Origin of the sequence: Streptomyces sp. NPDC002994 (assembly GCF_040611155.1) — a bacterium.
GTDB lineage: Bacteria > Actinomycetota > Actinomycetes > Streptomycetales > Streptomycetaceae > Streptomyces.
Window position 1 is genome coordinate 1 of the sequence record NZ_JBEXNQ010000032.1, and the last position, 25,179, is coordinate 25,179.

Below are 25,179 nucleotides of genomic sequence, written 5' to 3' on the forward strand. Positions count from 1 at the left end.
GTCGTGCTGGTCCAGCCATCCCATCGCGCCGCTGACCACCGTGCCGGTGGAGCCGCCGAACAGGAACCCGCGTCTGGCCAGACCTGTTTCACGTGAAACATGACCTCAGCTCTGCGTCGCCCACCACTCCTTGAGCGCCGCGACCGCCGCATCGTGTTCCATCGGCCCGTTCTCCAGACGCAGCTCCAGCAGGAACTTGTACGCCTTGCCGATCGCCGGGCCGGGTCCGATGCCAAGGATCTCCATGATCTGGTTGCCGTCCAGATCGGGCCGGATGGAGTCCAGCTCCTCCTGCTCCTGAAGCTGCGCGATGCGCTCCTCAAGCCCGTCGTACGCCCGTGACAGCGCACTCGCCTTGCGCTTGTTGCGCGTGGTGCAGTCCGAGCGGGTCAGCTTGTGCAGCCGCTCCAGCTGGGGGCCCGCGTCACGTACGTACCGGCGTACGGCGGAGTCGGTCCATTCGCCGGTGCCGTACCCGTGGAAGCGCAGGTGCAGCTCCACGAGGGTCGCGACGTCCTTGATCAGGTCGTTCGAGTACTTCAGGGCGGTCATGCGCTTCTTGGTCATCTTCGCGCCCACCACCTCGTGGTGATGGAAGGAGACACGGCCGTCCGACTCGAAGCGCCGCGTCCGCGGCTTCCCGATGTCGTGCAGCAGCGCCGCGAGCCGCAGCACGAGGTCGGGCCCGTCCTCTTCGAGGTCCATGGCCTGCTCCAGGACGGTCAGCGAGTGCTCGTAGACGTCCTTGTGCTTGTGATGCTCATCACTTTCCAGACGCAGCTGGGGCAGCTCGGGCAGCACGAATCCGGCGAGGCCACTGTCGACAAGCAGTCTCAGTCCCTTGCGCGGGTTCGGGGAGAGAATCAGCTTGTTGAGCTCGTCACGCACCCGTTCAGCCGAGACGATTTCAATGCGTCCGGACATCGCCGTCATCGCGGCGACCACCTCGGGAGCCACCTCGAAGTCGAGCTGAGCGGCGAACCGCGCGGCGCGCATCATGCGCAGCGGGTCGTCGGAGAACGACTCCTCAGGGGTCCCGGGCGTGCGCAGGACGCGGGCAGCGAGGTCCTCCAGGCCGCCGTGCGGGTCGATGAACTCCTTCTCCGGGAGTGCGACCGCCATCGCGTTCACGGTGAAGTCGCGGCGTACGAGGTCTTCCTCGATGGAGTCGCCGTAGGACACCTCGGGCTTGCGGGAGGTCCTGTCGTAGGCCTCGGAGCGGTACGTCGTGACCTCGATCTGGTAGCCCGCCTTCTGGCACCCCACCGTGCCGAAGGCGATTCCCACCTCCCACACGGAGTCCGCCCACGGCCGGACGATCTTTAGTACGTCCTCGGGGCGGGCGTCGGTCGTGAAGTCCAGGTCGTTGCCGAGGCGGCCGAGCAACGCGTCCCTGACCGATCCGCCGACGAGCGCGAGACTGAAGCCCGCCTCCTGGAAACGGCGCGCGAGATCGTCGGCGACAGGTGAGACACGCAGCAGTTCGCTGACCGCGCGGCGCTGCACCTGATTGAGGGCGCTGGGGTTGTCTTCGTTGGCGTTCGGCACAACAGAAAAGGGTACGTGCCCCGGCCGGCCGAAGCCTCCCCGTTTATTGCCGCCCGACAAGACTCTTCCGATCATGTGGAGCAGTGGGCAGCACTTCGCCACAGCGCACCTCGTTACCATGCGTGGACGCAAGAACCGACAACCAACACCGACAGCAGACGACGACTAGGGACGGGCGTGGGCGTGGCCGAGGCGGCAGACTTTCAGGGGATGGTTCCCTCACCTGCCCGCCGGTGGCTGCGGCGCACGGCAGGGCTCCTCGTCGGTGCCCCGGTGCTGGCGGGTCTCCTGTATCTCCCGGCTGCCGCGCCCGCGCAGGCCGCCGAGGACGCCACGGGCTCGCGCACGGTTGATGTGTCCCTGGACGCACTGACCCCCGGTGCCCCGGTGGAGGGAGACGAGGTCACCGTCTCCGGCACGGTCACCAACCGGGGCAAGGAAGCCATCACCGACGCTCATGTCGGGATCGGCGTGGGCCCGCGGCTGTCCAGCAGGGCGGCGATCGACGCCGTGGACCAGCGCAGCCAGGAAGCGGACGCCCGTGCCCCCGCGGAGCTCGGCGGGAAATTCACGAAGAAATTCGCGACGCTCCCTGCCGGCATCAGCGAGGACTTCAGCATCACCGTGCCGGTCGACAAGCTGGATCTTGACGACCAGGGCGTCTACCAGCTCGGGGTGTCCCTGTCGGGGCAGACCCAGAGCCGTCCGTACGAGCAGACGCTGGGCGTCCGGAAGACCTTCCTCCCCTGGCAGCCCGAGGCCACGGAGAAGAAGACCCAGCTCACCTATCTCTGGCCGCTGATCTCCTCGACGCATGTCACCGCGGAGACGGGGTCGGACGAGCAGCAGACGCCGGTCTTCGAGAACGACAACCTCGGCGCGGAGCTCGCCCCGGGCGGGCGGCTGAACCAGCTCGTGTCGCTCGGCAATGAGCTGCCGGTGACCTGGGTCGTCGACCCGGACCTGCTCGCCACCGTCAACGCCATGACGGAGAGCTATCAGGTCAAGTCCCAGGACGGTGAAACGACCGTCCCGGGCAAGTACCAGACCGTGGCCAACCGGTGGCTGAGCGATCTCCAGAAGGCGGTCAGCGGCCGGAAGGTCGTCGCGCTGCCGTTCGCCGACCCCGATCTGGCCTCGCTGGCACACCGGGGCAAGGACGTTCCGGGCTCCCTCAGCCACCTGCGGCGCGCGACCGACGTCGCGGCGACAGCCGTGAAGTCGATCCTCCACACGGAACCCTCCACCGACTTCGCGTGGCCGGTGAACGGCGCCGTCGACCCGTCGGTCGTCGATGTCGCCACCTCGGCCGGCGCGCACAACGTGATCGCCCGCAGCGACAGCCTCCACGAGACGGGCGGCCTGCCGTACACGCCCACCGCTGCCCGGCCGATCGGCGGCGGCACCAACGCGGTGGTCGCCGACGCCCGGCTGTCCACCGCCTTCGAGGGCGACATGGCGAAGGCCGGGGATTCCACCCTGGCCGTCCAGAAATTCCTGGCCCAGACCCTGGCGGTGACACTCCAGGACCAGGAGAAGCAGCGCAGCGTCGTGGTCGCCCCGCAGCGGCTGCCGTCCGCGAGCCAGGCGCAGTCGATGGCGAGCGCCCTGCACAGCCTCGACGCCCAGCGCTGGTCTCAGCCGCTGGATCTGGTGGCGGCGGCGAAGGCCAAGCCCGACGCCCGGGCGACGACCGACGTGCCCGGCCCGGCGTCGTACCCCCGGTCGCTGAGCAAGCAGGAGCTTCCGGCCAAGGCGTTCCAGGACATCAAGGCCACCCAGGACAAGCTCGACAACTTCAAAGTGATCCTCACCGCTCCCGACCGGGTGGTCACCCCCTTCGGCAACGCGATCAACCGCGCGATGTCCACGTCGTGGCGCGGCAGCGAGCCGAAGGCGCAGGAGTACCGCGACGGGGTGCAGAGCTATCTGGTGAGCCTCACCGACGAGGTGCAGCTCATCCAGAAGTCCGACGCGACCCTGTCGGGGCGCAGCGCGACGGTGCCCGTGACTGTCCAGAACCAGCTGGTGCAGGGTGTGGAGCACCTGGTGCTGCGGCTCAAATCGACCAAGCCGACCCGTCTCAAGCTGGACGGTGACCAGAGCGTCGCCGAGCTTCCGGTGAAGATCGCGGGCGGCCACAGCCAGTCGGTGAAGTTCACCGCCACCGCCAACGCCAACGGCCCCGTCCCGGTGACCGCCCAGCTCTACACCGAGGACGGCACGCCGTACGGCCGCCAGATGGAGTTCACGGTCGACGTGAACGAATTCACGCCGACCGTGATGCTCGTCATCGCCGGTGGTGTGCTGCTGCTCGTTCTCGCCGGCATCCGGATGTACACCCAGCGCAAGCGCGCCGCGGCCCGCGAGGAAGCGAACGGCGACGACGGCGACGGGGACGGCGGCGACGGCGGCGACACTGACGGGGGGGCTGACGGGGGCGACGACTCCGAGCAGCCGAGTGACCCGACACCGGACACCGGTCCCGAAAGCGGCGCCCCGTCGGGCACGGGTGAGAAAGTGGACCGTTGAGCTACGCCGTGGCCGGTCTGCGGCCGGGGACGATGAGGTGGGCTTGCAATGCAGCGTCATGTCGGGGGAGAGTCCCCGGATCCCCGGCCGGCCCACACGATCAACAGGATCGGCCGACGGGGCACAGCTCGCCGGAACAGGAAGCTCGAGGGGAGCACCAGTGAACGCGCCGTACGACGGTGACCGTGGACAGGGCGCGAGTGGCACCGCGCCCTTGCGGGGCGTGCCCCCGGAGCCCCCGGCAGCAGGCCATGTGCCGTCGCCGCAGCATCCCGAGTCCGCCCAGGAGCCCTACGTCGCCCCGGACCCGTATGTCCAGGACGCCTACAGCCACGACCCGTACCGCTCCCAGGACCCCTCCGCGCAGGACCCGGTGACCGAGGCGCTGTACGACCGCGCCTCGCACCCCCCGCCGCCGCCCGGCACGTATCAGGAGCCGCAGCCGCTGTACCAGCAGCCGGCCGCGCCGCCGCATGCGCCGGATCCGCACGTGTGGGCCCAGACACCGCCGCCCGAACCGGACGGCCCTTCGCGCCGTCTGCCGTACGGCGACGATCCGACGACCACTGAGTTCGTGGGCGTGGACGACCTGGTCTCCAAGGCGGGCGAGGAGATCCCCGAGCAGGACGCGTTCGCCCACCTCTATCGCGATCAGCAGGCGCCCGGTCAGCCCACCCCGGCTGCTGTTCCCGAGCCGGCTCCGGCCCCCGCGCCGCCCAAGAAGCCCGCCGGGCGCGCGGCCAGTGTGCTGAAGTCGAGCGCGCTGATGGCCGCGGGCACGCTGGTCTCCCGCCTCACCGGGTTCGTACGCAGCCTGGTGATCACAGCGGCGCTGGGTGCGGCCCTGCTCGGCGACACCTTCACCGTGGCGTACACCCTGCCGACGATGATCTACATCCTCACCGTCGGCGGTGGCCTCAACTCGGTCTTCGTGCCCCAGCTGGTGCGGGCGATGAAGAACGACGAGGACGGTGGCGAGGCCTTCGCCAACCGCCTCCTCACCCTCGTCATGGTCGCGCTCGGCCTGATCGTGGTCGTCGCGGTCTTCGCGGCTCCGCTGCTGGTCCGCCTGATGTCCGTGGAGATCGCCGGCAACGAGGCGGCCAACAGTGTCGCGGTCACCTTCGCCCGTTACTGCCTGCCCACGATCTTCTTCATGGGCGTGCACGTGGTCATGGGGCAGATCCTCAACGCTCGCGGCAAGTTCGGCGCGATGATGTGGACCCCGGTCCTCAACAACATCGTCATGATCACCACGTTCGGCCTGTTCATCTGGGTGTACGGCACCTCCGCCGAATCCCAGATGGGCGTCCAGACCATTCCGGACGAGGGCATCAGGCTGCTGGGCATCGGCACCCTGCTCGGCCTCGCTGTCCAGGCCCTGGCGATGCTCCCGTACCTGCGGGAGACCGGCTTCCGTTTCCGTCCGCGCTTCGACTGGAAGGGCCACGGGCTCGGCAAGACCGTCAAGCTCGCCAAGTGGACCGTCCTGTTCGTCCTCGCCAACCAGGCCGGCGTCCTCGTCGTCACCCAGCTCGCCACCGCGGCGGGCGAGGCCTCCGGCAGGGACGGCGCGGGCATCCTCGCGTACTCCAACGCCCAGCTGATCTGGGGCATGCCGCAGGCCATCATCACGGTCTCCGTCATGGCCGCCCTGCTGCCCCGCATCTCCCGCGCCGCACACGACAACGACCCGGGTGCCGTCCGCGACGACATCTCGCAGGGGCTGCGCAACTCGGCCGTCGCGATCGTCCCGGTCGCATTCGCGTTCCTGGCACTCGGCGTCCCCATGTGCACGCTGCTGTTCGCTTCCACCGGCCACGAGGGCGCCCAGTCCATGGGCTTCATCCTGATGGCCTTCGGCCTCGGCCTCATCCCGTACTCCGTGCAGTACGTCGTCCTGCGCGGCTTCTACGCCTACGAGGACACCCGCACCCCCTTCTACAACACCGTCATCGTCGCCGCCGTCAACGCCGCCGCCTCGGCCGTCTGTTACGTCGTCCTGCCCGCCCAGTGGGCTGTGGTGGGCATGGCGGGCTCCTACGGGCTGGCGTACGCCATCGGCGTCGGTGTGGCCTGGCGGCGCCTGCGCAACCGGCTGGGGGGCGACCTGGACGGCAAGCACGTCCTGCGTACGTACGCCAGGCTCTCGGGTGCGTCCCTACCGGCGGCGATCCTCGGCGGCGCCGCGGCCTTCGGCATCATGCGGGTCCTGGGCAGCGACGCCCTCGGATCGCTCGCGGCGCTGGTCGCGGGCGGCATCGTGCTCCTGGGAGTCTTCTTCCTCGCCGCGAAGAGGATGCGGATCGTGGAACTCAACGCCATGGTCGGCATGGTGCGCGGACGCCTCGGCCGCTGAACCGGCCGGGCGGCCCCGCACAACCATCACCGGCCGCCGCGTGTCGTGCATAGCGCCGGACTGTGGGCACAATTGGCATGGCTGTTCAACAGCGCGCAACGGATGGGGAGGCAGGAACGACGGTGGCGGAACGTAGCACGGCTGCCGTCGACGTGGCAGACAACAGCGGTGATGAACCGCTGGCCGCCAAGGCGGACAAGGCCACGGCCGACGGGGTGGCAAAAGCCCAGGAGCCAGCGGACGACAACAAGAGCGACGCGGACGGCGAGCACCACGGCGCCGAACTCCCCATCGCCACACCTGAGCTGCACAGCGGGCACAAACTCGCCAGGCGCTACCGGCTCGAAGAGTGCGTCACCCGTCTGGACGGTTTCAGCAGTTGGCGCGCGGTCGACGAGAAACTGCGCCGCGCCGTGGGCGTGCACCTGCTGCCCGCGGACCACCCGCGGGCCAGGTCCGTACTCGCCGCGGCCCGTTCGTCGGCGCTGCTCGGCGACCCGCGGTTCGTACAGGTCCTGGACGCGGTGGAGGAGAACGAACTCGTCTACGTCGTCCACGAGTGGCTGCCCGACGCCACGGAACTGACGGCGCTGCTCGCGGCGGGACCGCTGGAGGCCCACGAGGCGTACCAGCTCGTCAGCCAGATCTCCCAGGCCATGGCCGCCGCCCACCGCGAGGGCCTGGCCCACCTCAGACTCACGCCGGGTGCGATCCTGCGGACCTCCTCCGGCCAGTACCGGATCCGGGGTCTCGCGGTGAACGCCGCCCTGCGCGGCATCACCTCCGACCGCCCGCAGCGCACCGACACCGAGGCGATCGGGGCACTGCTGTACGCCGCCCTGACGCAGCGCTGGCCGTACGAGCGGGACGCCTACGGCTTGTCGGGGCTGCCCAAGGGCGTCGGTCTGATCGCCCCCGACCAGGTACGCGCCGGCATCCACCGGGGTCTGTCCGAGCTCGCCATGCGGGCCCTGGTCAACGACGGCGCCACCGCCTCACGCCAGGAACCGCCCTGCACGACCCCCGACGAGCTGGCGAAGGCCGTCGCCGCGATGCCCCGCATCCGCCCGCCGGAGCCCACCTTCGCGGCCCCGCCGGAGTACCAGCGCACCACCTACCAGCAGGGCACCTACGGCAGGCCCGGCCCGCACCCGGGCGCCCCCGCCACCCAGGCCATTCCCCCCGTCCCGCCGCGCCCTCTCCAGAGCCGCACCGGGAAGGTCCTCAAGTGGGGCGTGGCCGCGCTGCTCATCGCCGCGCTCGGCCTCGGCAGCTGGCAGCTCGCGGACACCCTCCTGGACCGCGGCCAGGACTCCGGCGACACGAAGACCTCCCAGCCGAACGACGACGAGGCCCCCAAAAAGCCGGACCCCAAGCCGCTGAGCATCGCCGACGCCACAGTGTTCGCCCCGAACGGCTCCGGAATAGAGCCCGAGGACGTACCGAACACCATCGACGGTGAGACCGGCACCGCCTGGATCACCCCGCACTACCAGGGGTTCGCCAACTTCGGCAATCTCCCGCACCGCAGGGACGGCAGCGGGATCATCGTCGATCTCGGCAGCGTCAAGGACGTGTCCGGCATCGACATCGACATGTACCGCAGCGGGCAGACCGTCGAAGTCCTCGCAGCCGGGGAAGAGGTGTCGAATCCGGCCGCCGTCTCCGATTTTCCGCAGCGGATGACCAAACTCGAGCTCGCGGAAGGCAAGCTGGAAGCCACGCTCGACAAGCCGGTCCGGACCCGGTACATCCTGATCCACATCACAGAACTGCCGCCCGAGGGATCATCCAACAGATTCCGTGGCGGAATCTCGGAGATCAGGGTCACCGGCTGACCGGCACACCAGGGGGAGGGGGCTCACCGTTGGACGACGCCGCGCTCAGCGCCACAAGCGACCAGGACCTCCTGGCCGGCCACGTCGAAGGCGACCCCGACGCCTTCGGTGAGCTCGTACGGCGTCACCGCGACCGGCTGTGGGCCGTGGCCCTGCGCACGCTGGGGGACCGCGAGGAGGCCGCTGACGCCGTGCAGGACGCCCTGGTGTCCGCCTACCGCGCCGCCCACACCTTCCGTGGCCAGTCGGCCGTCACGACCTGGCTGCACCGCATCACCGTCAACGCCTGCCTCGACCGCGCCCGCAAAGCGGCTTCCCGCAAGACCTCCCCCGTCGACGACGCGGAGCGCCTGGACCAGCTCCTGGAGCCCCACGAGTCCGCCGAGGCCCCTGCGGAGCGCCAGGACCTCCACAGAGAGCTCATCGCGGCCCTGGCCACCCTGCCCCCGGAGCAGCGGGCCGCGCTGGTGCTCGTGGACATGCAGGGCTATCCGGTGGCGGAGGCCGCCCGTGTCCTGGACGTGCCGACCGGGACCGTGAAGAGCCGCTGCGCGCGCGGCCGCGCCCGGCTGCTGCCACTCCTCACCCATCTGCGCACCGATGCCGGGGCCGGCGGGGATAACAAGGCCCTTGGTGGGGGAAGGAACCGGACGCCCGGGGCATCCGTCCCACCGGCATCGGGAGCAAAGGACGCAGGACCGAGTGATCCTGCTGCTGTGAAGGGCGGAGGTGGGCGCGCATGACATCGACGACCGGCAGGGCCGACACAGCACAGCACCCGGACGTCTCGGAGATCTCCGATCTCAGCGAAGGCCTCCTCTCCCCCTCCCGCACGGCGGACGTACGCCGGCACCTGGACGCGTGTGCGCTGTGCGCCGACGTACAGGCCTCCCTGGACGAAATCCGCGGCCTGCTCGGCACCCTGCCCGGCCCGCACCGGATGCCCGCCGATGTCGCGGGCCGCATCGACGCGGCCCTGGCCGCCGAAGCCCTCCTGGATGCCACGTCGCCCGAAGAGGCCGCGCATGTTTCACGTGAAACAGCGCCCGCTCCGCACGCCGCCGAATCCGCCCCCGCGGACCGCCCCGCAGGCCGCCCCCGCGCGACCACCGGACCCGGCCGGGGCGGCAAGGAAAAGCGCCGCCGGCGCACCGCCGTCCTCGGCGCCGTGTTCGGGACCGCCGCGCTCGGCATGGGCGCGCTCCTCCTGCAGACGCTCCAGTCGACCGACGGCAACGACTCCTCCGCCGACAGGGCCGCCACAAAGCAAACGGGACCCCGGTTCTCCAAGACGGCCCTCGAAGACCGGGTTCAGGGCCTGATCGCCCAGCAGCCGATGGTCAAGGGCGAGAAGACCGAGAACGGCCCGTCCATGGACATCGAGTCCCACACACCCCTGCGGGAAACGGATGTACCGGTGCCCCAGTGCGTCCAGGACGGCACCGGCCGCAACACCGTCCCGCTCGCCGCACAGGAGGGGACGTACAACGGCAAGAAGGCCTTCCTCCTGGTCCTCCCGCACGCCACCGACGTCACACGGGTGCAGGCCTACATCGTCGACGCCGCGTGTGAGGGGGCGGCTCCGCCCGCCAAGGGTGAGATTCTGCTGACACAGGCCTATCCCCGCCGTTGACATCACGCGGAATGGGGTCGGACACCTCGGGAATGCAAGCCCCGTAGGATCCGTTGGGTGGGGTGAGAGTCCTAGACAGGCCCCCAGTAGGCAGCAGGCAGTCCGCAGAGACGAGGAAATAACCCGTGAGCGACGTCCGAAACGTGATCATCATCGGCTCCGGGCCCGCCGGCTACACGGCCGCGCTGTACACCGCGCGTGCGTCGTTGAAGCCGCTGGTGTTCGAGGGCGCGGTGACCGCAGGCGGTGCTCTGATGAACACCACCGACGTGGAGAACTTCCCCGGGTTCCGCGACGGCATCATGGGCCCCGACCTGATGGACAACATGCGCGCCCAGGCCGAGCGCTTCGGCGCCGAGCTCGTACCGGACGACATCGTGTCCGTCGACCTCACCGGCGACATCAAGACCGTCACCGACACCGCAGGCACGGTCCACCGAGCCAAGGCGGTCATCGTCTCGACGGGTTCCCAGCACCGCAAGCTCGGCCTCCCCAAGGAGGACGCCCTCTCCGGACGCGGCGTCTCCTGGTGCGCCACCTGCGACGGGTTCTTCTTCAAGGACCAGGACATCGCCGTGGTCGGCGGCGGCGACACCGCGATGGAGGAGGCAACCTTCCTCTCCCGCTTCGCCAAGTCCGTCACCATCGTCCACCGCCGGGACACCCTGCGCGCCTCCAAGGCCATGCAGGACCGTGCCTTCGCCGACCCGAAGATCAAGTTCGCCTGGGACAGCTCTGTCGCCGAACTCCAGGGCGACCAGAAGCTCGCGGGCCTGACGCTGCGGGACACCAAGACCGGGGAGACCACTCCGCTGGCCGTCACCGGACTGTTCATCGCCGTGGGCCACGACCCGCGCACCGAACTGTTCAAGGGCCAGCTGGAGCTGGACGACGAGGGCTACGTGAAGGTCGACGCGCCGTCGACCCGTACGAATCTCACCGGTGTCTTCGCCGCCGGTGACGTCGTCGACCACACCTACCGGCAGGCCATCACGGCGGCCGGCACCGGCTGCTCCGCCGCACTCGACGCCGAGCGCTTCCTGGCCGCTCTCGCCGACACCGACAAGGTGGCCGAGCCCGAGAAGACCGCCGCCGCCTGATCCTCCCGCCCCACCCCACACCCCACCCGAAGTTGAAGTTAAGGAGACTGCCGTGGCCGGCAACGACCTGAAGAACGTGACCGACGCGTCCTTTGAGGAGGACGTCCTCAAGAGCGACAAGCCCGTACTGGTGGACTTCTGGGCCGCCTGGTGCGGTCCGTGCCGTCAGATCGCCCCGTCGCTCGTGGCGATCGCTGCCGAGCACGGCGACCAGATCGAGATCGTCAAGCTCAACATCGACGAGAACCCGGCCACCGCAGCGAAGTACGGCGTCATGTCCATCCCGACGCTGAACGTTTACCAGGGCGGCGAGGTCGCCAAGACCATCGTCGGCGCCAAGCCGAAGGCCGCTCTCCTGCGCGACCTCGAGGAGTTCATCGGCGAAGAGGCCACCAAGGCCTGACCGTAGGCGGATTGTGTTTCACGTGAAACGTGTGTGGGCTCATCCCTGGCAGGGATGAGCCCACACACGTTTTTCACCCCTCACAGCGGACGCAGCACCGGCTCCTTCTGAACCGCACCCAGCAGCCTGTCGATAGCCAGCTCGACGTCTTCCTTCCAGGAAAGCGTCGTCCGCAGCTCCAGCCTCAGCCGAGGGTGCAGCGGGTGCGGGCGTACGGTCTTGAAGCCGACCGACAGCAGGTGTTCCGCGGGCAGCAGACAAGCGGGCTCCGTCCAGCGGGCGTTGCCGAAAGCCTCGATTGCCTTGAACCCACGTCGTAGCAAATCCTTGGCAACGGTCTGCACCATGACACGCCCCAGCCCCTGCCCCTGATAACTGGGCATGATCCAGGCGGTCATCAACTGCACAGCGTCCGGGGACACCGGGCTCGTCGGGAAAGCCGTCGAGCGCGGTACGTAGGCCGGCGGCGCGTACAGCACGAAGCCCACGGGAACTTCGTCGACGTAGACGACCCGCCCGCACGACCCCCACTCGAGCAGGACAGCCGAGATCCAGGCTTCCTTCTCCAGCTCCGGAGTGCCCGCCTTTACGGCTGCTTCTCCACTGACCGGATCAAGCTCCCAGAAGACGCAGGACCGGCAGCGCTTGGGGAGGTCCGGAAGATTGTCCAGCGTGAGCGGTACGAGCCGACGCCCCATGAAGGATGTTCCTCACTTCCTTGGCCTGCCGCGTCACGAGCGGCTGCCAGCGCGCCCCGTTCCCGGAGCAGACTGCCGACGAACCCGCCGACCGCTCCGACACTCAGCCCCGCTGTCACCAGTTGGCTGCGGCTCACCGATCGCATGGCCCCCGCCCTCCTTCTCAAGTGAACCAAGGTGGATGCGCCATACCAGAACGCATCGTATCCACCCGGCGATCGAACGGACGCCGTGAGAAAGCAAAGGGCGGGTCGTGTTCCAGATTGCTCCGGACACGGCCCGCCCTGCAACAGCCCTTGGCGACAGGTCAGCTCTCGCCGCCCTCCGCGCCCTCTTCCGTGAGCCCCTTGCCCAGGACCCGACCCTCGCCAGGTGCGAGCGTCCCGAGGATCCGCTCCAGGTCCTCCATCGACGCGAACTCGACGACGATCTTCCCCTTCTTGTGCCCCAGGTCGACCTTCACCCGCGTCTCGAACCGGTCCGAGAGCCGCGAAGCGAGACCGGACAGCGCCGGCGACAGGCGGCCACCCGCACGCGGCCCCTTCGCCTTCGGAGTGCTCTGCGGACGTGAGCCCATCAGATGGACGATCTCCTCGACCGCACGCACCGACAGCCCCTCGGCCACGATGCGATGCGCCAGACGATCCTGCTCCTCGGAGTCCTCCACCGCCAGCAGGGCCCGCGCATGCCCGGCGGACAGCACACCCGCCGCGACCCGACGCTGCACCGAGGGCGACAGCCTCAGCAGGCGCAGCGTGTTGGACACCTGCGGACGCGAACGCCCGATCCGGTCCGCCAGCTGGTCATGCGTGCAGTTGAAGTCCTTCAGTAGCTGGTCGTACGCCGCCGCCTCTTCCAGCGGGTTCAGCTGCGCCCTGTGCAGGTTCTCCAGCAGCGCGTCGAGGAGAAGCTTGTCGTCGTCCGTGGCCCGGACGATCGCGGGAATCCTCTCCAGACCCGCTTCCCGGCAGGCGCGCCACCGGCGCTCGCCCATGATGAGCTCATAGCGCTCGGGCCCCAGCTGCCGTACGACGACGGGCTGAAGAAGCCCCACCTCCTTGATGGAGGTGACCAGCTCCGCCAGCGCGTCCTCATCGAACACCTCCCGCGGCTGACGCGAGTTCGGCTTGATGGAATCCAGCGGAAGCTCGGCAAAGTGAACCCCGGCCACCTCATCGGGTCCCGCCGGCTCCGGCTGCGGCACCTGACCGGGAGCGTGCGTTTCACGTGAAACGGCCCCCGCGGGAAGCGACGTGACCTTCGCGGCCGCCACCCCCCGCTCGGCGGTCAGCACCGGCACGGCCCCGGGGGACGTCGAGGCCGACCCTACGGGCGAACTCGGCTTCTCCTGCGAAGCGGCAGGGATCAGCGCACCGAGCCCACGCCCCAACCCTCTACGTCGCTCACTCACTGGATCCCCTCCGACATGCTCTGCTGGCTGTTCTGGCTGCCCGAGTGGGCATGCTGCGGGTCATAGTGCACCCCGACGCCCCGCAACGCGATCTCGCGGGCCGCTTCCAGGTACGAAAGCGATCCACTGGATCCCGGGTCATAGGTGAGTACGGTCTGCCCGTAGCTCGGTGCTTCGGAGATACGCACGGACCGCGGGATGCTCGTTCTGAGCACCTCCTTGGCGAAGTGGGTGCGCACTTCGTCGGCCACCTGAGAGGCGAGCCGGGTCCTTCCGTCGTACATGGTCAGCAGGATCGTCGACACATGAAGGTCCGGGTTGAGATGCCCCCGCACCAGATCGACGTTCCGAAGAAGCTGACCCAGCCCTTCGAGCGCGTAGTACTCGCACTGAATGGGGATCAGCACCTCGGCGCCGGCGACCATCGCATTGACGGTCAGCAGGCCCAGGGAGGGCGGGCAGTCGATGAGGATGTAATCCAGCGGCTGCTCATACGCCTGGATCGCCCGCTGCAAGCGGCTCTCCCGCGCCACCAGCGACACCAGCTCGATCTCCGCACCGGCGAGATCGATGGTGGCCGGTGCGCAGAAGAGACCTTCGACGTCCGGGACCGGCTGGACCACCTCGGAAAGCGGTCTGCTGTCCACCAGGACGTCATAGATCGAAGGAACTTCGGCGTGGTGGTCGATACCCAGCGCCGTAGAAGCGTTGCCTTGCGGGTCAAGGTCGATCACCAGGACGCGCGCACCGTGCAGCGCGAGCGAAGCAGCAAGGTTGACCGTCGATGTGGTCTTCCCGACGCCGCCCTTCTGGTTGGCCACCACCATGATGCGGGTCTGCTCGGGCCGGGGCAGGCCCTCGCCCGCACGGCCAAGAGCCTCTACCGCCAGCTGGGCAGCACGACCGATAGGGGTGTCGTCCATCGGGGGCGGTGTTTCACGTGAAACATCCTCCCCCGCCGATTCGGTTCGGGGGCCGGGGACCGGATCGGTCATCGGCCCCGCGATATTGGCGTCGGACCGCACGGATTCACTCTCCTCGACTTCAGGCTCGCAATGCACAGAGCCTGCCATGCTTTCGGGGTCATGAACCAGCGAGGCCCGTTCTTCTGTGGAGGAATCCACCTGTGTGGACAACTCCGTCCCCCTCACGGGCCTGCGGTCGCGCGGCGCGGCAGCCGCACGACCGCGACTGATGATTCCATGCAGCAAAGAGCGACGTTTCACGTGAAACACGATGCACCGGCGGCGCACCTACACCCTCACGACACTCCCAAATGCATACGTATGGAAGCTTGTATGGAGCATCGTTGATAGACAGGGCAGATCATCGCCGCCGACGCGTACGCGACGGCCGAGCCGCCTTGGCCCGCTTGGCCGCGAACCGCACCCCGCCAGGGCTCTCCCCGACCTCCACACGCACCACCGTGGACAACGGATCCACCACGCCCTCACCGACCTGAAGCACCTCCGTCTTCACCACACCAAGCTTGCTCAGCGCGGAACGAGTGCTCTTCAGCTCCTCCTCGGCGGTGTCACCCTTGAGTGCCAGCATCTCGCCGTACGGACGCAGCAAGGGAACCCCCCACCCGGCCAGCCGGTCCAGCGGCGCCACAGCGCGCGCCGTCACCACATGAACCGGCGGCAGCTTCCCGAGGACTTCCTCCGCACGGCCGCGCACCACCGTCACATGCTCCAGACCCAGCAGCTCGACGACCTCCTGAAGGAAGTTCGTACGCCGCAGCAGCGGCTCCAGCAATGTGATCTTCAGGTCCGGGCGCACCAGCGCCAGCGGAATGCCCGGAAGCCCGGCCCCCGAACCCACATCGCAGACCGTGACGCCCTCGGGAACCACCTCGGAGAGCACCGCACAGTTCAGCAAGTGCCGCTCCCACAGCCGCGGCACCTCACGAGGACCGATCAGGCCTCGCTTCACGCCGGCGTCCGCGAGAAGCTCCGCGTACCGGACAGCCGCTGGAAAGAACTCGCCGAATACCGCCCGTGCCTCTGCAGGCGCCTGGGGAAGCTCTGCTTCCTCCGTCACGGGGACCGTCCTTCCGTACCGCGCTACCGAACTGATGGCTGACTAACAGGCTGACAAAGATCGGCCCCGCCTGCGAACAGACGGGGCCGACAGACAAACAGGCCGATCAGGCCGGAAGAACGACGACGAAGCGCTCCGGCTCTTCGCCCTCGGACTCACTGCGCAGACCCGCCGCCGCGATCGCGTCATGCACGACCTTGCGCTCGAACGGCGTCATCGGGTCCAGGTTCACCGGCTCACCGGTGCTCTTCACCTCGTCCGCGGCCTTGGCGCCGAGCGCGGAGAGCTCCTCGCGCCGCTTGGCCCGGAAACCCGCGATGTCCAGCATCAGCCGGCTCCGGTCCCCGGTCTCACGGTGCACAGCGAGACGCGTCAGCTCCTGAAGCGCCTCCAGCACCTCGCCGTCCCGGCCCACGAGCTTCTGCAGATCACGGCTGCCCGCGTCACTGATGATCGAGACCGCGGCCCGGTCGGCCTCGACATCCATGTCGATGTCGCCGTCGAGGTCGGTGATGTCGAGCAGGCCCTCGAGGTAATCGGCCGCGATTTCCCCTTCCTGCTCGAGGCGGGTCAGGGTGTCGCCACCCTCAGCGGCCGCGGAGGTGGTGCCTTCCGTCACGGGATGGACTCCTTTATTACTTCTTGGACGGGTGCTTGGGCCGCTGCTGGCCCTTGCGCTGCCCGGACTTGGCTTGGCGTGCGGAACCGGAAGCAGGCTTGCCGGCCGTCTTGGGCTTGTCGTCCTGCGGCTCTTCCTTCTGCAGCGACGTCTTCGCCGCAGGTTCGGCGGCGGCCTGACGCTGCGCCTTCGTCAGACGCTTGGGCTGCTGCCGCTTCGCGCCGGACTCCGACGTCGTACCGTCCTCGGACTCGACCTCGGGCTCACCCTTCGCCACAGTGCCGTCAGACTGAACGGTCAGCCGCGCCAGCCCAAGGCCCCTGACGAACTTGCGCTCGGCCTCGTTGCGCTCACGGCCCTTGTCGGCGATCTGCTTGACGACGTTGCGCTGGCGCCGGCCGCGCACCTTGCCGTGCTTGACGATCGACTTCTGCATCCGCTCCAGCAGCTCAGCCTGCGCCTTGCTGCCCGGAGTGGGGTTCCCGTGGATCACGTACATCTGCTGGCCCATGGTCCACACGTTGGTGGTCAGCCAGTAGACGAGGACACCGACGGGGAAGTTGATGCCCATCACGGCGAACATGACCGGGAAGATGTACATCAGCATCTTCTGCTGCTGCATGAACGGCGTCTTGACCGTCAGGTCGACGTTCTTCGTCATCAGCTGGCGCTGTGTGTAGAACTGCGACGCCGACATCAAGACGATCATGATCGCGGTGATGATGCGGACATCGAGGAGAGAGGCGTCGAACTTCACCATGTCCGCCGCGCTGTCCGTGAACTTTGCGGCCAGCGGAGCGCCGAAGATGTGCGCCTCACGCGCGCTCGCCAGCAGCGAGTCATTGATAACGCCGACGGTCTTGCCCGAAGCGATGCTGGAGAGCACGTGGTACAGGGCGAAGAAGAACGGTGACTGCGCCAGGATGGGAAGGCACGAGGACAACGGGTTGGTACCCGTCTCCTTGTACAGCTTCATCATCTCTTCGGACTGACGCTGCTTGTCGTTCTTGTAGCGCTCCTGGATCTTCTTCATCTCAGGCTGGAGCGCCTGCATGCCACGCGTCGACTTGATCTGCTTGACGAACAGCGGGATCAGACAGATCCGGATCAGCACCACCAGGGACACGATGGACAGACCCCATGCCCAGCCGGTGTCAGGCCCGAAGACCGCCCCGTACATCGTGTGGAACTGGACGATGACCCAGGAAACTGGGGTGGTGATAAAGCTGAACAGACTGGCAATCGTGTCCACTAATCAGGCTCCTTGAGCATTGGGCGGGGGCTCTGCGGCCGGGTTGATCTCAGCGGCGGAGTGCTGCCCGCCCTTGCTGCCGCGGTTGCCGCTCCACGCATTACGCAGCGCTTCGTGCCAACGCGGACGAGTGCGCGGCGGAACATGGTCCACACCACCCGGCGACCACGGATTGCACCGCAGAATGCGCCAGGCGGTCAGGGCCGTGCCCTTCACCGCACCGTGCCGGTCGATGGCCGTAAACCCGTAGTGGGAACACGACGGGTAGTACCGGCAGACAGGCCCGAGCAACGGACTGATCGTCCACTGGTACAGCTTGATCAGAGCCAGCAACGGGTACTTCATCGCGCGCCCCCTCCCAGCAGCCGCTCAAGTGCGGCATCCAGGTCTCGGGCCAGCTGTGCATGGTCGGCATCGCCTGCTCCGGGCAATGCCCGTACGACAACCAGGCTACCGGGGGGCAGCTCCGACAGACGGTCCCGGACAAGGTGGCGAAGCCTGCGCTTCACCACATTCCGTACGACAGCATTGCCAACGGCTTTGCTGACGACGAAACCCGCACGCGGCTGGGGAACGCTCTCCCCAGGCGCGTGCGGGTCCGTTGAACCACTGCGTAGGTGGACGACGAGGAGCGGGCGTCCGGCCCGGCGTCCTCGGCGTACCGCGGTCGCGAAGTCCTCGCGCCGCCTCAGCCGATTCTCGGTAGGCAGCACGTCATGACCTGTAGGTGATCAGGCGGAAAGGCGCGTGCGGCCCTTGCCACGGCGAGTCGCCAGGATGGCGCGACCGGCACGCGTCCGCATGCGGAGACGGAAACCGTGGGTCTTGGCGCGACGACGGTTGTTCGGCTGGAAGGTGCGCTTGCTCACTCGGGGGCTCCAGAAGTGGTGTGGTGGCGGGGCATCGCCTGGCTGTCACCGTGCGCCCACGAGGAAGCTCGCAACGCCCGTGTGCACCGCTTCACGATCACAGACCGTGATCATTGCCCATCGGAGGCAGGCGGCAGCAGCCATCGACAACTCGACCTGGTCACGGTACGCGCGGCTACGCCATCCGGTCAAACCGACCCGTCTCCAGGGTCCACTATGCACAGGCTGTGGACAACAACTTGATGCACGCGACGACCCGCGACTACCGTGCATGAACTTGGATTCTTATCCGTTGTGTCCTTGCCTGTCCGTCCCATCCCGTCCCAAGAACCACACATTCGTGGGACCTGTGAGAGAGCGTGCCCTGTGGCTGACGTACCTGCCGATCTTGCCGCAGTGTGGCCACGAGTGCTGGAGCATCTCCTCGGAGAGGGCCAGCAGGGCATCGAACCCAAGGACAAGCAGTGGATCGAGCGCTGCCAGCCGCTCGCCCTGGTCGCCGACACCGCGCTGCTCGCCGTCCCCAATGAATGGGGCAAGCGCGTCCTCGAAGGCCGGCTCGCGCCGCTCATCAGCGAGACGCTGAGCCGCGAGTGCGGCCGTCCCATCCGGATCGCGATCACCGTCGACGACTCCGCCGCGGAGCCCGCCCCCCAGCAGCAGCCCCAGCACGAGTCGTACGACACCTACGGACACCGGCCGCCGGCGGACGACCTTCCGACCGCCAGGCCCGCGTACCCCGACTACCGCCAGCCCCGCCACGAGCAGGGCGCCTGGCCCCGCCCGCAGGAGGACCACGGCTGGCAGCAGCCCCGGCTCGGCGGCTTCCAGGAACGCGACCCGTACGCCTCCCGCCCCCCGCAGCACGACTACCGGCAGCAGGCGCCCGAGCACCAGCAGTACGAGCAGCCGCACTATGACCAGCCGCCGCGTCATGAACGCCCCGAGCGCCGCGACCACCAGGACCAGTCCGCCCCGCACCGCGGCGGCCCCGGCTCCTCGATGCAGCCCGGCGGCGGTGGCGCCCCCGGCCCCCTGGCCGCACAGGCCTCCACCCCGGGCCCCGGCGAGCCGCACGCCCGCCTCAACCCGAAGTACCTCTTCGACACCTTCGTCATCGGCTCGTCCAACCGCTTCGCGCACGCGGCCGCCGTCGCCGTGGCCGAAGCGCCGGCGAAGGCGTACAACCCCCTCTTCATCTACGGGGAGTCGGGCCTCGGCAAGACGCACCTGCTGCACGCGATCGGGCACTACGCCCGGAGCCTCTACCCGGGCACGCGCGTGCGCTACGTGAGCTCCGAGGAGTTCACCAACGAGTTCATCAACTCCATCCGCGACGGCAAGGGCGACGCGTTCCGCAAGCGTTACCGCGACGTGGACATCCTGCTCGTCGACGACATCCAGTTCCTCGCGAGCAAGGAGTCGACGCAGGAGGAGTTCTTCCACACCTTCAATACGCTCCACAACGCCAACAAGCAGATCGTGCTGTCCTCGGACCGGCCGCCCAAGCAGCTGGTGACTCTGGAGGACCGGCTGCGCAACCGCTTCGAGTGGGGCCTGACCACCGACGTACAGCCGCCCGAGCTGGAGACGCGCATCGCGATCCTCCGCAAGAAGGCGGTCCAGGAGCAGCTGAACGCCCCGCCCGAGGTGCTGGAGTTCATCGCCTCCCGCATCTCGCGCAACATCCGCGAGCTGGAGGGTGCGCTGATCCGGGTGACGGCCTTCGCGTCGCTCAACCGGCAGCCGGTCGACCTCGGCCTCACCGAGATCGTGCTCAAGGACCTGATTCCCGGCGGCGAGGACGCGTCTCCCGAGATCACCGCCGGCGCCATCATGGCGGCGACCGCCGACTACTTCGGGCTGACGGTGGAGGACCTGTGCGGGTCGTCCCGCAGCCGCGTGCTGGTGACCGCGCGGCAGATCGCGATGTACCTGTGCCGGGAGCTCACGGACCTCTCGCTGCCCAAGATCGGCGCGCAGTTCGGCGGACGCGACCATACGACGGTGATGCACGCCGACCGCAAGATCCGCGCGCTGATGGCGGAACGCCGGTCCATCTACAACCAGGTCACCGAGCTCACCAACCGCATCAAGAACGGCTGACGCGGCACCGCGAGACCCTCCGAAGGGCGCCCAGGGACGAACTCCCGGGGCGCCCTTCGTCGTTCTGCGGTCGTTCTGCGGGCGTCCCAGCGGTCGTTCCGCAGTCGTTCCGTGCCTCCGGGGTGTTCGAATACCTGCCCGCAGGGCTCTCTTCTCCACAGAACAGGGCAGGATGTTCCGTCCACACCCTGGGGACTCAAAAGTTGTCCAGACTGGGTCCACAGGCGCGGTTCCTGAGACTTCATCACCCCTGGTCAGGTGGCTGGGGATTTGTGGTCAACCTTCGTCCACAGCCTGTGGACAGAAAAACTGTCCACAGGGCGTGATCTTGGTTGTCCACCGGCGGCCCACAGGCTGGACCGGCTTGTGCACAGCTAATCCACACCTCTGTCCACTGTTCGGCAACGAAACACGCGCTCTCACCGGGGCGAGTGAAAGCGGTCACACCAAGGAGGTCGGTTGGGCTGTGGGGAACGTGGGTAAAGCTGGGGACAGCGCTGGGGAGAAGTCACCCCTGCCTGTGCACCGAGTGTGTGTAACTTTCGGGCGTCCACAGAAAGACCGAGTTGTCCACCGGCTCCGCCCACAGGCGCGGTGGACAAAAAAGTGGCGTTGACCTGCGAAAACGGGGTTATCCACCGTTTCCACAGGCCCTACTACTACTCCCACTTAGAGTTAGCTCGGAATCCGCTGGGAAGAAGGGCCTGTGCACAACTTCGGCCCGGAGCCCTCGGCGCCTCTCGCCACGACTTGACCCCGAGCCGCACCGACTGTCGGTGCCGTGCGTCAGACTGGTCCCCGGCAACACAGCCAGACGACCCCAGACCACGACGGCCAGCAGGGCGAGCCAGCAACAAGCAGGAGGCGGTTCCGGTGAAGATCCGGGTTGAGCGCGATGTACTCGCGGAGGCGGTGGCCTGGACGGCTCGCAGCCTTCCGGCCCGTCCGCCGGTCCCCGTTCTCGCGGGACTTCTTCTGAAGGCCGAGGACGGCGCGCTGAGCCTCTCCGGCTTCGACTACGAGGTCTCGGCGCGGGTCTCGGTCGAGGCGGACGTGGAGGAGGACGGCACCGTTCTCGTCTCCGGCCGGCTCCTCGCCGACATCTGCCGCGCCCTGCCGAACCGTCCGGTGGAGATCTCCACAGACGGTGTACGGGCGACCGTGGTCTGCGGCTCCTCGCGGTTCACACTCCACACGCTGCCTGTGGAGGAGTACCCGGCGCTGCCGCAGATGCCGACCGCGACCGGCACCGTTCCCGGTGAGGTCTTCGCTTCCGCCGCCGCCCAGGTGGCCATCGCCGCCGGCCGCGACGACACGCTGCCCGTGCTCACCGGCGTACGGATCGAGATCGAGGGCGACCGGGTCACGCTGGCCTCCACCGACCGCTACCGCTTCGCGGTCCGCGAGTTCATGTGGAAGCCGGAGGACCCGGAGGCGTCGGCTGTCGCGCTGGTGCCCGCCAAGACGCTGCTGGACACCGCCAAGTCGCTGACCAACGGGGACACGGTCACCATCGCGCTCTCCAGCTCCGGTGCGGGTGAGGGCCTGATCGGTTTCGAGGGTGCGGGCCGGCGTACGACCACGCGACTGCTCGAGGGCGACCTGCCGAAGTACCGGACGCTGTTCCCGACCGAGTTCAACTCGATCGCCGTCATCGAGACCGCCCCGTTCGTCGAGGCCGTCAAGCGTGTGGCGCTGGTCGCGGAGCGGAACACCCCGGTGCGGCTCAGCTTCGAGCAGGGCGCGCTGATCCTCGAAGCGGGTTCGAGCGACGACGCACAGGCTGTGGAGAGGGTCGACGCGAACCTCGACGGCGACGACATCTCGATCGCCTTCAACCCGACTTTCCTGCTCGACGGCCTGAGCGCGATCGACTCGCCGGTCGCCCAGCTGTCCTTCACGACGTCCACGAAGCCGGCGCTGCTGAGCGGCAGGCCGGCGGTGGATGCCGAGGCGAACGAGGCGTACAAGTACCTGATCATGCCGGTGCGGCTCTCGGGCTGATGGTCCTGCGGGCCGGGCGTAGGCTCGGCCCTGGGTACGAATCTCGCCTCGACGCTTAAGGAATCTCTGATGGAGCTCGGTCTCGTCGGCCTCGGCAAGATGGGCGGCAACATGCGTGAGCGCATCCGCCGCGCAGGCCACACCGTCATCGGTTACGACCGCAACCCGGATGTCGCCGATGTCCACAGCCTTGAGGAGCTTGTGGCCAAGCTCAAGGGCCCTCGGGTGGTGTGGGTGATGGTCCCGGCCGGTGCCGCGACGCAGTCCACCGTGGACGAGCTGGCCGAGCTGCTGGAGCCGGGTGACGTGGTCGTGGACGGCGGGAACTCCCGCTGGACGGACGACGAGAAGCACGCGGTGGAGCTGGGCCTCAAGGGCATCGGTTTCGTCGACTGCGGTGTCTCGGGTGGTGTCTGGGGCCTGGAGAACGGCTACGCGCTGATGTACGGCGGCGACGCCGAGAACGTGGCGAAGGTGCAGCCGGTCTTTGACGCGCTGAAGCCGGAGGGTGAATTCGGTTCGGTGCACGCGGGCAAGGTCGGTGCCGGTCACTTCGCGAAGATGGTTCACAACGGCATCGAGTACGCCATGATGCAGGCGTACGCCGAGGGCTGGGAGCTGCTGGAGAAGGTCGACTCCGTCACGGACGTGCGTGAGGTCTTCCGGTCCTGGCAGGAGGGGACGGTCATCCGTTCCTGGCTGCTGGATCTGGCGGTCAACGCGCTGGACGACGACGAGCACCTGGAGGGCCTGCGCGGGTACGCCGCGGACTCCGGTGAGGGTCGCTGGACCGTCGAGGCCGCGATCGACAACGCGGTGCCGCTGCCCGCGATCACTGCGTCGCTGTTCGCGCGGTTCGCTTCGCGTCAGGACGACTCCCCGCAGATGAAGATGATCGCCGCTCTGCGCAACCAGTTCGGTGGTCACGCGGTCGAGTCGAAGAAGTAAGCAGTTCAGAGCTGGGAGAAGGTCGGCGCACGCCATGCACGTCACGCATCTGTCGCTGGCCGACTTCCGCTCGTACGCCCGGGTCGAGGTCCCTCTCGATCCGGGCGTTTCCGTTTTCGTGGGGGCGAACGGGCAGGGCAAGACGAATCTTGTCGAGGCGGTCGGCTATCTCGCGTCGCTCGGCAGTCACCGGGTTTCGTCCGATGCGCCGCTGGTGCGGATGGGCGCGGAGCGGGCGGTGATCCGGGCGGCTGTGACGCAGGGTGAGCGGCAGCAGCTGGTGGAGCTGGAGCTGAATCCGGGCCGGGCGAATCGGGCGCGTATCAACAGGTCGTCGCAGGTCAGGCCGCGTGATGTGTTGGGGATCGTACGGACGGTGCTGTTCGCGCCGGAGGATCTTGCTCTGGTGAAGGGTGATCCGGGTGAGCGGCGGCGGTTTCTGGATGAGCTGATCACGGCGCGGTCGCCGCGGATGGCGGGTGTGCGGTCGGATTACGAGCGGGTGCTGAAGCAGCGCAACACGTTGCTGAAGTCGGCGGCGATGGCGCGCAGGCATGGTGGCCGGTCGATGGACATGTCGACGCTGGATGTGTGGGATCAGCATCTGGCGCAGGTGGGTGCGGAGCTGCTGGCGCAGCGGTTGGACCTGATCGGGACGTTGCAGCCGCTGACGGACAAGGCGTATGAGCAGTTGGCGCCGGGTGGTGGTCCGGTGTTGTTGGAGTACCGGAGTTCGGTTGGTGAGGGTGTCGGGGTGGGGCGGTCGCGTGAGGAGCTGTGCGGGCAGTTGATCGCGGCGTTGGCTGATGCGCGGAAGCAGGAGATCGAGCGGGGTGTGACGTTGGTCGGTCCGCATCGGGATGATCTTGTGTTGAAGCTGGGGCAGTTGCCGGCGAAGGGTTATGCGAGTCATGGCGAGTCGTGGTCGTACGCGTTGTCGCTGCGGCTGGCTTCGTACGATCTGTTGCGTTCCGAGGGTAATGAGCCGGTGCTGGTGCTTGATGACGTTTTCGCGGAGCTGGATGCGCGGCGGCGGGAGCGGTTGGCGGAGTTGGTGGCGCCGGGTGAGCAGGTGTTGGTGACGGCTGCGGTGGATGACGATGTGCCGGGGGTGCTGGCGGGGGCGCGGTTTGTGGTGTCCGGTGGCGAGGTGGCGCGGGTATGAGTGGGCTGAGTGGTGCGGGCGGGGAGTTGCCGCAGGAGTCGGCGAAGGTGCCTGGGCAGGCGGCGGCGCCGGAGGCGCGTGAGTCGGTGGGTGTGGATTTGGCGCGGGTGGCGCTTCGTGCGGCGAAGGAGCAGGCGCGGGCGCGGGGTGCTGCGGCGCAGCAGAAGAAGCAGGTCAGGCGTGGTGGTGGGGTGCGGTCGGGGTCGGGTGTTGATGGTCGTGATCCGTTGGCGTTGGGGGCGGCACTGGATCGGTTGAAGACGGAGCGCGGCTGGGAGATGCCGATGGCGGTCGGCGGGGTGATGGGCCGGTGGCCGGAGATTGTGGGTGGGGATCTGGCGAATCACTGTGTGCCGCAGCGGTATGACGAGGATGAGCGGGTTCTGACGGTGCAGTGTGATTCGACGGCGTGGGCGACGCAGTTGCGGTTGATGCAGCGGGAGCTGTTGACGCGGCTGAATGCTGATCTTGGCCGGGACACGGTGCGGGTGATCAAGATTTGGGGGCCGGGGGGTCCGCCGCGTCGTTTTGGTGCTTTGCGGGCTCCGGGGAGTACGGGTCCGGGGGGTACGTACGGCTGAGGTGTGGGCGTACGCGTGAGGTGTCCGTCACGGTAGTGGGTGGTTGACAGTCCGAAGCGCTGAATGCCCG

At 68.1% G+C, this 25,179-nt stretch carries 22 protein-coding genes; 12 read left to right on the forward strand and 10 right to left on the reverse strand.

Annotated features, from left to right (window positions below; all coding sequences use genetic code 11):
• Positions 1-105: 105 nt before the first annotated feature.
• Positions 106-1,548: a CCA tRNA nucleotidyltransferase gene (locus ABZX79_RS31765; protein ID WP_355265435.1), complete on the reverse strand. Its 1,443-nt coding sequence runs from the start codon at positions 1,546-1,548 to the stop codon at positions 106-108.
• Between the two features lie 183 nt (positions 1,549-1,731).
• Here ABZX79_RS31765 and ABZX79_RS31770 point away from each other — a divergent pair, with 183 nt between their 5' ends.
• The 7 genes from ABZX79_RS31770 (at position 1,732) to trxA (ending at position 11,413) form a co-directional block, all read left to right on the forward strand.
• Positions 1,732-4,080 (forward strand): DUF6049 family protein, encoded by a 2,349-nt coding sequence (locus tag ABZX79_RS31770; RefSeq protein WP_355265438.1) that lies wholly within the window; start codon positions 1,732-1,734, stop codon positions 4,078-4,080.
• A 160-nt stretch (positions 4,081-4,240) separates the two neighbouring features.
• Positions 4,241-6,439, forward strand: coding sequence for a murein biosynthesis integral membrane protein MurJ (murJ, locus tag ABZX79_RS31775; RefSeq protein WP_355265441.1), 2,199 nt, complete (start codon positions 4,241-4,243; stop codon positions 6,437-6,439).
• A gap of 122 nt (positions 6,440-6,561) precedes the next feature.
• Positions 6,562-8,277 (forward strand): serine/threonine protein kinase, encoded by a 1,716-nt coding sequence (locus tag ABZX79_RS31780; protein ID WP_355265444.1) that lies wholly within the window; start codon positions 6,562-6,564, stop codon positions 8,275-8,277.
• Positions 8,278-8,306: 29 nt separating this feature from the next.
• Positions 8,307-9,020 carry an RNA polymerase sigma factor SigM gene (gene sigM, locus ABZX79_RS31785; RefSeq protein ID WP_355265447.1) on the forward strand — a complete coding sequence of 238 codons (714 nt, stop codon included), beginning with the start codon at positions 8,307-8,309 and terminating at the stop codon, positions 9,018-9,020.
• The gene (locus tag ABZX79_RS31790) at positions 9,017-9,910 is read left to right on the forward strand and encodes a hypothetical protein (protein WP_355265450.1); all 894 of its coding nucleotides are present in this window, start codon (positions 9,017-9,019) and stop codon (positions 9,908-9,910) included. The genes sigM and ABZX79_RS31790 overlap by 4 nt, the downstream gene beginning before the upstream one ends.
• Positions 9,911-10,035: 125 nt before the next feature.
• Positions 10,036-11,010 (forward strand): thioredoxin-disulfide reductase, encoded by a 975-nt coding sequence (gene trxB / locus ABZX79_RS31795; protein ID WP_355265453.1) that lies wholly within the window; start codon positions 10,036-10,038, stop codon positions 11,008-11,010.
• A 52-nt stretch (positions 11,011-11,062) separates the two neighbouring features.
• Positions 11,063-11,413, forward strand: coding sequence for a thioredoxin (gene trxA, locus ABZX79_RS31800; RefSeq protein WP_355265456.1), 351 nt, complete (start codon positions 11,063-11,065; stop codon positions 11,411-11,413).
• A gap of 80 nt (positions 11,414-11,493) precedes the next feature.
• On the opposite strand, the gene ABZX79_RS31805 is transcribed toward trxA, so the two are convergent.
• The 9 genes from ABZX79_RS31805 to rpmH form a co-directional block, all read right to left on the reverse strand.
• Positions 11,494-12,111 (reverse strand): GNAT family N-acetyltransferase, encoded by a 618-nt coding sequence (locus tag ABZX79_RS31805; protein ID WP_214967151.1) that lies wholly within the window; start codon positions 12,109-12,111, stop codon positions 11,494-11,496.
• Between the two features lie 307 nt (positions 12,112-12,418).
• Positions 12,419-13,522, reverse strand: a complete 1,104-nt coding sequence (locus ABZX79_RS31810) for a ParB/RepB/Spo0J family partition protein (RefSeq protein ID WP_355265460.1) — start codon at positions 13,520-13,522, stop codon at positions 12,419-12,421.
• Positions 13,519-14,595, reverse strand: coding sequence for a ParA family protein (locus tag ABZX79_RS31815; protein ID WP_355265661.1), 1,077 nt, complete (start codon positions 14,593-14,595; stop codon positions 13,519-13,521). The genes ABZX79_RS31810 and ABZX79_RS31815 overlap by 4 nt, the downstream gene beginning before the upstream one ends.
• A gap of 253 nt (positions 14,596-14,848) precedes the next feature.
• Positions 14,849-15,565, reverse strand: coding sequence for a 16S rRNA (guanine(527)-N(7))-methyltransferase RsmG (gene rsmG, locus ABZX79_RS31820; RefSeq protein ID WP_355265463.1), 717 nt, complete (start codon positions 15,563-15,565; stop codon positions 14,849-14,851).
• Positions 15,566-15,671: 106 nt separating this feature from the next.
• A complete protein-coding gene (locus ABZX79_RS31825) occupies positions 15,672-16,184 on the reverse strand; it encodes a R3H domain-containing nucleic acid-binding protein (RefSeq protein WP_355265466.1) in 513 nt (170 codons plus the stop codon).
• Between the two features lie 16 nt (positions 16,185-16,200).
• On the reverse strand, positions 16,201-17,436 hold the full coding sequence (gene yidC, locus ABZX79_RS31830) for a membrane protein insertase YidC (protein WP_355265469.1): 1,236 nt from the start codon (positions 17,434-17,436) through the stop codon (positions 16,201-16,203).
• A gap of 3 nt (positions 17,437-17,439) precedes the next feature.
• Positions 17,440-17,781 carry a membrane protein insertion efficiency factor YidD gene (gene yidD / locus ABZX79_RS31835; RefSeq protein WP_355265472.1) on the reverse strand — a complete coding sequence of 114 codons (342 nt, stop codon included), beginning with the start codon at positions 17,779-17,781 and terminating at the stop codon, positions 17,440-17,442.
• Complete coding sequence (rnpA, locus tag ABZX79_RS31840; RefSeq protein ID WP_214967164.1) at positions 17,778-18,149, reverse strand: ribonuclease P protein component; 372 nt, start codon at positions 18,147-18,149, stop codon at positions 17,778-17,780. Before rnpA ends, yidD begins: the two co-directional genes overlap by 4 nt.
• Before the next feature lie 18 nt (positions 18,150-18,167).
• Positions 18,168-18,305 carry a 50S ribosomal protein L34 gene (rpmH, locus tag ABZX79_RS31845; protein WP_078606731.1) on the reverse strand — a complete coding sequence of 46 codons (138 nt, stop codon included), beginning with the start codon at positions 18,303-18,305 and terminating at the stop codon, positions 18,168-18,170.
• Between the two features lie 366 nt (positions 18,306-18,671).
• Here rpmH and dnaA point away from each other — a divergent pair, with 366 nt between their 5' ends.
• The 5 genes from dnaA (at position 18,672) to ABZX79_RS31870 (ending at position 25,109) form a co-directional block, all read left to right on the forward strand.
• Positions 18,672-20,411 (forward strand): chromosomal replication initiator protein DnaA, encoded by a 1,740-nt coding sequence (gene dnaA, locus ABZX79_RS31850; protein WP_355265476.1) that lies wholly within the window; start codon positions 18,672-18,674, stop codon positions 20,409-20,411.
• Between the two features lie 873 nt (positions 20,412-21,284).
• Positions 21,285-22,415, forward strand: coding sequence for a DNA polymerase III subunit beta (dnaN, locus tag ABZX79_RS31855; protein WP_355265479.1), 1,131 nt, complete (start codon positions 21,285-21,287; stop codon positions 22,413-22,415).
• Between the two features lie 69 nt (positions 22,416-22,484).
• Entirely contained in the window at positions 22,485-23,363 is an 879-nt protein-coding gene (gnd, locus tag ABZX79_RS31860; RefSeq protein ID WP_355265482.1) for a phosphogluconate dehydrogenase (NAD(+)-dependent, decarboxylating), read from the forward strand.
• Between the two features lie 34 nt (positions 23,364-23,397).
• A complete protein-coding gene (gene recF / locus ABZX79_RS31865) occupies positions 23,398-24,528 on the forward strand; it encodes a DNA replication/repair protein RecF (protein ID WP_355265485.1) in 1,131 nt (376 codons plus the stop codon).
• On the forward strand, positions 24,525-25,109 hold the full coding sequence (locus ABZX79_RS31870; protein ID WP_355265488.1) for a DciA family protein: 585 nt from the start codon (positions 24,525-24,527) through the stop codon (positions 25,107-25,109). Before recF ends, ABZX79_RS31870 begins: the two co-directional genes overlap by 4 nt.
• The last annotated feature ends 70 nt before the right edge of the window (positions 25,110-25,179 follow it).